Origin of the sequence: Limimaricola litoreus (assembly GCF_024159025.1) — a bacterium.
In the GTDB taxonomy this organism is placed as follows: domain Bacteria; phylum Pseudomonadota; class Alphaproteobacteria; order Rhodobacterales; family Rhodobacteraceae; genus Limimaricola; species Limimaricola litoreus.
In genome coordinates this window covers 1-5,573 of sequence record NZ_JAMYXC010000279.1, presented here as the reverse complement: position 1 = coordinate 5,573, position 5,573 = coordinate 1, and the positions used below count along the sequence as shown (strand labels likewise).

8 protein-coding genes and 1 pseudogene are annotated in these 5,573 nt (G+C 70.6%); all 9 read left to right on the top strand.

Going from position 1 to position 5,573, the window contains the following annotated elements; all coding sequences use genetic code 11:
- Positions 1-442 (top strand): response regulator (locus NHG85_RS17380; protein WP_253334800.1); only part of this gene is annotated, 442 nt, incomplete at its 5' end.
- Positions 443-586: 144 nt separating this feature from the next.
- Positions 587-1,108, top strand: a complete 522-nt coding sequence (ruvC, locus tag NHG85_RS17375) for a crossover junction endodeoxyribonuclease RuvC (RefSeq protein ID WP_253334798.1) — start codon at positions 587-589, stop codon at positions 1,106-1,108.
- Entirely contained in the window at positions 1,105-1,794 is a 690-nt protein-coding gene (gene ruvA / locus NHG85_RS17370; protein WP_253334796.1) for a Holliday junction branch migration protein RuvA, read from the top strand. Before ruvC ends, ruvA begins: the two co-directional genes overlap by 4 nt.
- A gap of 49 nt (positions 1,795-1,843) precedes the next feature.
- Positions 1,844-2,875 (top strand): Holliday junction branch migration DNA helicase RuvB, encoded by a 1,032-nt coding sequence (ruvB, locus tag NHG85_RS17365; protein WP_253334795.1) that lies wholly within the window; start codon positions 1,844-1,846, stop codon positions 2,873-2,875.
- Between the two features lie 64 nt (positions 2,876-2,939).
- A complete protein-coding gene (locus NHG85_RS17360; protein ID WP_253334791.1) occupies positions 2,940-3,563 on the top strand; it encodes a hypothetical protein in 624 nt (207 codons plus the stop codon).
- Entirely contained in the window at positions 3,560-3,955 is a 396-nt protein-coding gene (gene ybgC / locus NHG85_RS17355) for a tol-pal system-associated acyl-CoA thioesterase (protein ID WP_253334789.1), read from the top strand. Before NHG85_RS17360 ends, ybgC begins: the two co-directional genes overlap by 4 nt.
- Positions 3,956-4,130: 175 nt before the next feature.
- Positions 4,131-4,805, top strand: coding sequence for a protein TolQ (gene tolQ / locus NHG85_RS17350; RefSeq protein ID WP_253334786.1), 675 nt, complete (start codon positions 4,131-4,133; stop codon positions 4,803-4,805).
- Between the two features lies 1 nt (position 4,806).
- The gene (locus NHG85_RS17345; protein WP_253334784.1) at positions 4,807-5,301 is read left to right on the top strand and encodes an ExbD/TolR family protein; all 495 of its coding nucleotides are present in this window, start codon (positions 4,807-4,809) and stop codon (positions 5,299-5,301) included.
- Between the two features lie 12 nt (positions 5,302-5,313).
- Positions 5,314-5,573, top strand: a pseudogene (locus NHG85_RS17340) (hypothetical protein); the annotation flags it as partial.

Genomic DNA, 5,573 nt, shown 5'->3' with positions numbered 1-5,573 from the left:
GGGCACGCGGGCCGAGCTATGGCTGCCGGTGGCCGAGATGCCCGCCGTGGCGCAGGCCGCGCCCCCCCCCGCCACCGCGCGGGGGCAGGGCGGTGCCCTGCGCATTCTCTTCGTCGACGACGATGCGCTGATCGCGATGAGCAGCGTCGATCTGCTGGAGGACCTGGGCCATCATGTCATCCAGGCGGGCTCCGGGCAGCAGGCGCTCGAGGTGCTGCAGGGCGACGCGCCGATCGACCTGATGATCACCGATTACTCGATGCCGCGCATGAATGGCGGCGAGCTGTCGCGGCGCGCGCGCGAGCTGCGCCCCGGCCTGCCGATCCTGCTGGCCACCGGCTATGCCGAGCTGCCCGAGGGGGCTTCGCTCGACCTGCCGCGCCTCGCCAAGCCCTACATGCAGCGTCAGCTGGCCGAGGAGATCGCCCGGCTGGGCCTGTGACCTCGCCCCAACATCGCCCGGCCCGCGCCGCCATCGCCCTTCATCGCCCCATGGCTTGCGTTCGCGCTTTGTGCTAGGGATCGGAAAAACCACGTAGAACAAGGGCCGGGGCGCAGGGCAGTCGCGATCGGCGGATGGGGGCACATGCGAGTCATCGGTATCGATCCGGGTCTGCGGAATCTCGGCTGGGGCGTGATCGAAAGCACCGGCGCGCGGTTGCGCCACGTCGCCAACGGCACCTGCCATTCCGAGGGCGACGACCTGGCCGAGCGGCTTTTGTCGCTGGCGCACCAGCTGCGCGCGGTGATCGCCGAACACGCCCCGCAGGCGGCCGCGGTCGAGCATGTCTTCGTCAATTCCGACGGCGCGGGCACGCTCAAGCTCGGCCAGGCGCGCGGCATCGCGCTGCTGATTCCGGCCGAGGCGGGGTTGGCGGTGGGCGAATACATGCCCTCGACCATCAAGAAGGCCGTGGTCGGCAATGGCGCCGCCGCCAAGACGCAGGTGCAGCACATGGTCAAGCTGCAGCTTCCGGGTGCCCGGCTCGACAGCGCCGACGCCGCCGACGCGCTCGCCGTCGCGATCTGCCACGCGCATCACCTGCAATCGGCGGGCCATCTTTCCGCCGCCGTGGCGCGGGCCGAAGCAGGGAGGGCGCGGGCATGATCGGGCGTATTGCCGGGCGGCTCGAATACCGTGCCGCCGATCACGTGCTGATCGACGTGCGCGGCGTGGGCTATGTCGTCTACGTCTCCGACCGGGTGCTGGCGCAGCTGCCCGGACCGGGCGAGGCGGTGGCGCTCTATACCGAGCTTCTGGTGCGCGAGGACATCCTGCAGCTCTTCGGCTTTCCGACGTTGGTGGAGAAGGAATGGCACCGGCTGCTGCTCACCGTGCAGGGCATCGGGGCCAAGGCGTCGCTCGCCATCCTCGGCGCGCTGGGCGCGGACGGGCTGAGCCGCGCCATCGCCATCTCCGACTGGTCGGCGGTGGCGCGCGCCAAGGGGGTCGGCCCCAAGACCGCGCAGCGCGTGGTCAACGAGCTCAAGGACAAGGCGCCCTCGATCATGGCGATGGGCGAGCAGCCCGCGGCCATGCCGGGCCTTGAGGCCGACGCGGTGATCGACGACGCGCCCGCCGAGACGCCCAAGCCCCGGCGCAAGCCCGCCCCGAAGAAGGACGAAGGCAACGCCGCGGCGCAGGCCGAGGCGCTCTCGGCGCTGGGCAACCTTGGCTACGGCCTGTCCGAGGCCGCCGCCGCCGTGGCCGAAACCGCGCATGAGACGCCCGAGGCCGATACCGCGATGCTGATCCGCGCGGCGCTGCGCAAGCTGGCACCCAAGGAGCGGTGAGTTGCCGCGCCTACTTACACCGCGCCCGCGCGATGCTTAGGACGATGAGATGACCGACGCCCCCGATCCCGCGCTGCGCCCCGAGCGGCTCCCCGAGGACCACGACCGCGCCCTGCGTCCGCAGGGCTTGAACGAGTTCATCGGTCAGGCCGAGGCGCGGGCCAACCTGCGCATCTTCATCGAAAGCGCCCGGATGCGCGGCGAGGCGATGGACCATACGCTGTTTCACGGGCCACCGGGCCTGGGCAAGACGACGCTGGCGCAGATCATCTCGCGCGAGCTCGGGGTGGGCTTTCGCATGACCTCGGGGCCGGTGCTGGCCAAGGCGGGCGATCTGGCGGCGATCCTGACCAATCTCGAGCCGCGCGACGTGCTCTTCATCGACGAGATCCACCGGCTGAACCCGGCGGTGGAAGAGGTGCTCTACCCGGCGCTCGAAGACTACGCCCTCGATCTGGTGATCGGCGAGGGGCCGGCGGCCCGCACCGTGCGGATCGAGCTGCAGCCCTTCACGCTGGTGGGCGCCACCACGCGGCTCGGCCTGCTGACGACGCCCCTGCGCGACCGCTTCGGCATTCCGACGCGGCTGCAGTTCTACACCGTCGACGAGTTGCACGAGATCGTCACCCGCAACGCGCGGCTGCTCGGCACCCCCGCCGATGACGACGGCGCGCGCGAGATCGCGCGGCGCGCGCGCGGCACGCCGCGCATCGCCGGGCGGCTGCTGCGCCGCGTCGATTTCGCCGTGGTCGAGGGTGACGGGCGGGTCACGCAGGAACTCGCGGACAGCGCGCTGACGCGGCTCGGCGTCGATGACCTCGGCCTCGACGGCGCCGACCGGCGCTACCTGCGACTCATCGCCGAGGCTTACGGCGGCGGCCCGGTGGGGATCGAGACGCTTTCGGCGGCGCTGTCGGAGAGCCGCGATGCGCTCGAGGAGGTGATCGAGCCGTTCCTTCTGCAACAGGGGCTGATCCAGCGCACGCCGCGCGGGCGGATGCTGGCCCATGCCGCGTGGCGGCATCTGGGTTTCGCGGTGCCGCGCGGGCCGGGCGACAGCCAAGGCGTCCTGTTCGACTGAGGCGCGCGGCTGGACGCGCGGCGCGCGGGCGCGTATTCCCGGCTCCGTAACAGGAGGACCGGTCATGCTGGATGCGAAAGCCGTCGAGGCGATGTTCACCCGTGGCGATGGCGGCTACATGTGCGCCCGCTGGGGCCGGCCGATCGCGCCGGTCGTCTTCGGCGTTGAGGACGAGACGCTCGATGTCATGAAATCGGCGTTGCAGGCGCTGTGCAAGCTCGCCGATCACGACATGGCCGAGACCGACCCCGAGCTGGGCGTGAACCTGCTCGTCTTCTTCTGCCGCGAATGGGACGAGCTGTCGGCGGTCCCCGATCTCGACAAGCTGGTGCCGGGCCTGTCGGATCTTCTGGCCAAGCTGGAGGCGGGCGACGCCAGCCAGTACCGCGCCTTTCGGTTCGAGCCCGACGGGGCGATCCGCGCGGGCATCGTGTTCCTGCGGATGAAGGGCGAGGCGCTCGACACCCCCGCCGACGTGCTGGCGTTGAGCCAGGCGGTGCTGTCGATGCTGACATGGTCCGAAAGCGCCTTCGACCAGACCTCGCCGCTGGCCTCTGCACCCGACGGCACGGTGGTGCTCAAGCCCGAGATCGCGGCGCTCATCCGCGCGGCCTACGACCCCGTCCTGCCTGCCGCCTCCGACGATCCGGCGACCGCGCTGCGCCTTGCCGCGCGGATGGAGCAGTGAACCATCGCTTCGAGATCCGCGTCTATTACGAGGACACCGATCTCGCCGGGATCGTCTATTACGCCAATTACCTGAAGTTCATCGAGCGGGCGCGCACCGAATGGGTGCGCGGGCTGGGGATCGACCAGTCGCGGCTCAAATCCGAACAGGACATCGTCTTCGCGGTGCGCCGCGTCGAGGCGGAGTATCTCACGCCCGCGCGCTTCGACGATCTGCTGACCGTCGAGACCCGGCTCGAGGAGCTGCGCGGCGCCCGGATCGCGATCTTTCAGACCGTACGCCGGGAGGACGCGGCCTGTTTCGAGGCGCGCGTCGAGCTGGTCGCCCTCTCGGGGGCGGGGCGGCCGCAGCGGTTGCCGCAGGCGCTGCGTACGGCGCTGACGCGGGCCTGAGCGCCCCGTTCGATCCTGCGCGGAGTTTCGCCGAAACCGGCGAGCGCCGGGGCAGGGGGCTGTCGGCTGTCACGCCTCCGTGCGAAGCGCGAAGTGGATTTCGCCGACCGGATCGGTTAAGGCCGCCCGAGGCGGCCCGCGAGAGGCCGCGCGTGCGACACCAAAGAGCAGGCAGATGGATCAGGTAGCAGACTTTTCGATGTGGGCGCTCTTCGCCCGCGCGACGATCACCGTCAAACTCGTCATGATCGCGCTGATCCTGGCCTCGATCTGGTGCTGGGCCGTGATCGTGGACAAGCTGATCCAGTACCGCGCCGCCCGCGCCGAGGCCGCGCGCTTCGACCGGGCCTTCTGGTCGGGCGAGCCGCTCGACCAGCTCTTCGACGAGATCGGCGCCGATCCCCGCGGCGCGTCGCAGCGCATCTTCGTGGCCGGGATGACCGAGTGGCGCCGCTCGCACCGGCAGGACGGCGGGTTGATCGCGGGCGCGCAGGCGCGGATCGACCGCGGCATGGACGTGGCCATCGCCAAGGAGGCCTCGCGGCTGCAGCGCGGCCTGCCGGTGCTCGCCACCACCGGCTCCACCGCGCCCTTCGTCGGCCTGTTCGGCACCGTCTTCGGCATCATGAACGCCTTCATCGAGATCGCCGAGGCGCAGAACACCAACCTCGCCGTCGTCGCCCCCGGCATCGCCGAGGCGCTGCTCGCCACCGGCCTCGGCCTTCTGGCCGCGATCCCGGCGGTGATCTTCTACAACAAGCTTTCGGCCGATGCGGATCGGTTGATCGGCGGCTACGAGGCCTTCGCCGACGAGTTCTCGACCATCCTGTCGCGCCAGCTGGACAGCTGAGATGGGTGCGGGTGTCATGAAATCGGGTGGTGGCGGCAATAGGCGGGGGCGCCGGCGCAGCCGGGCGCAGCCGATGGCCGAGATCAACATCACGCCCTTCGTCGACGTGATGCTGGTGCTCTTGATCATCTTCATGGTCGCGGCCCCGCTGATGACCGTCGGCGTGCCGGTGGAGCTGCCGCAGACCGCCGCCTCGGCGCTGCCCTCGGACGAGGAAGAGCCGCTGACCGTCACCGTCACCGCCGAAGGCGCGCTGATGATCCAGACCACCGAGGTGCCGCAGGGCGAGCTGATCACCCGGCTGCGGGCCATCGCCGCCGAGCGCACGAGCAACCGCATCTTCTTGCGTGCCGACGGGGCCAATGCCTGGAACCGCGTCGCCGAGGTCATGGGCGCGCTCAATGCGGGCGGCTTTTCGAACATCGGGTTGGTGACGGATGTGGGCGGCTCGGATTTCGGGGCAGGTGCGCCGACCGCGCTGCCCTCGGGCGGCTGAGGATCTGATGCAATGAGCGCGGGGGGCTACATCTCGGGCATCGGCCACGCCGGCCTGCTCATCTGGCTCGTCATGGGCTGGGGGCTCGACAGCGAGCCCTTGGAGTTCGATGTGGCCCCCGTCTCGGTCGTCTCTGGCGAGGAATACGCAGCACTCGTCGCCGCCACCTCGCCGCAGCCGCAGACCGAGGTGCCGCCCGCAGAGGCTGCGGCTCGGGCGGGGGGAGATGTTCGGCCAGCTGGCGCTGCTGAGCCCCAAGCGGCGGCGCGCCG

Coding starts and splice junctions, on each gene's coding strand:
- ruvC (WP_253334798.1), top strand. CDS start 587: ATGCGAGTCATCGGTATCGATCCGGGTCTGCGGAATCTCGGCTGGGGC.
- ruvA (WP_253334796.1), top strand. CDS start 1,105: ATGATCGGGCGTATTGCCGGGCGGCTCGAATACCGTGCCGCCGATCAC.
- ruvB (WP_253334795.1), top strand. CDS start 1,844: ATGACCGACGCCCCCGATCCCGCGCTGCGCCCCGAGCGGCTCCCCGAG.
- NHG85_RS17360 (WP_253334791.1), top strand. CDS start 2,940: ATGCTGGATGCGAAAGCCGTCGAGGCGATGTTCACCCGTGGCGATGGC.
- tolQ (WP_253334786.1), top strand. CDS start 4,131: ATGGATCAGGTAGCAGACTTTTCGATGTGGGCGCTCTTCGCCCGCGCG.
- NHG85_RS17345 (WP_253334784.1), top strand. CDS start 4,807: ATGGGTGCGGGTGTCATGAAATCGGGTGGTGGCGGCAATAGGCGGGGG.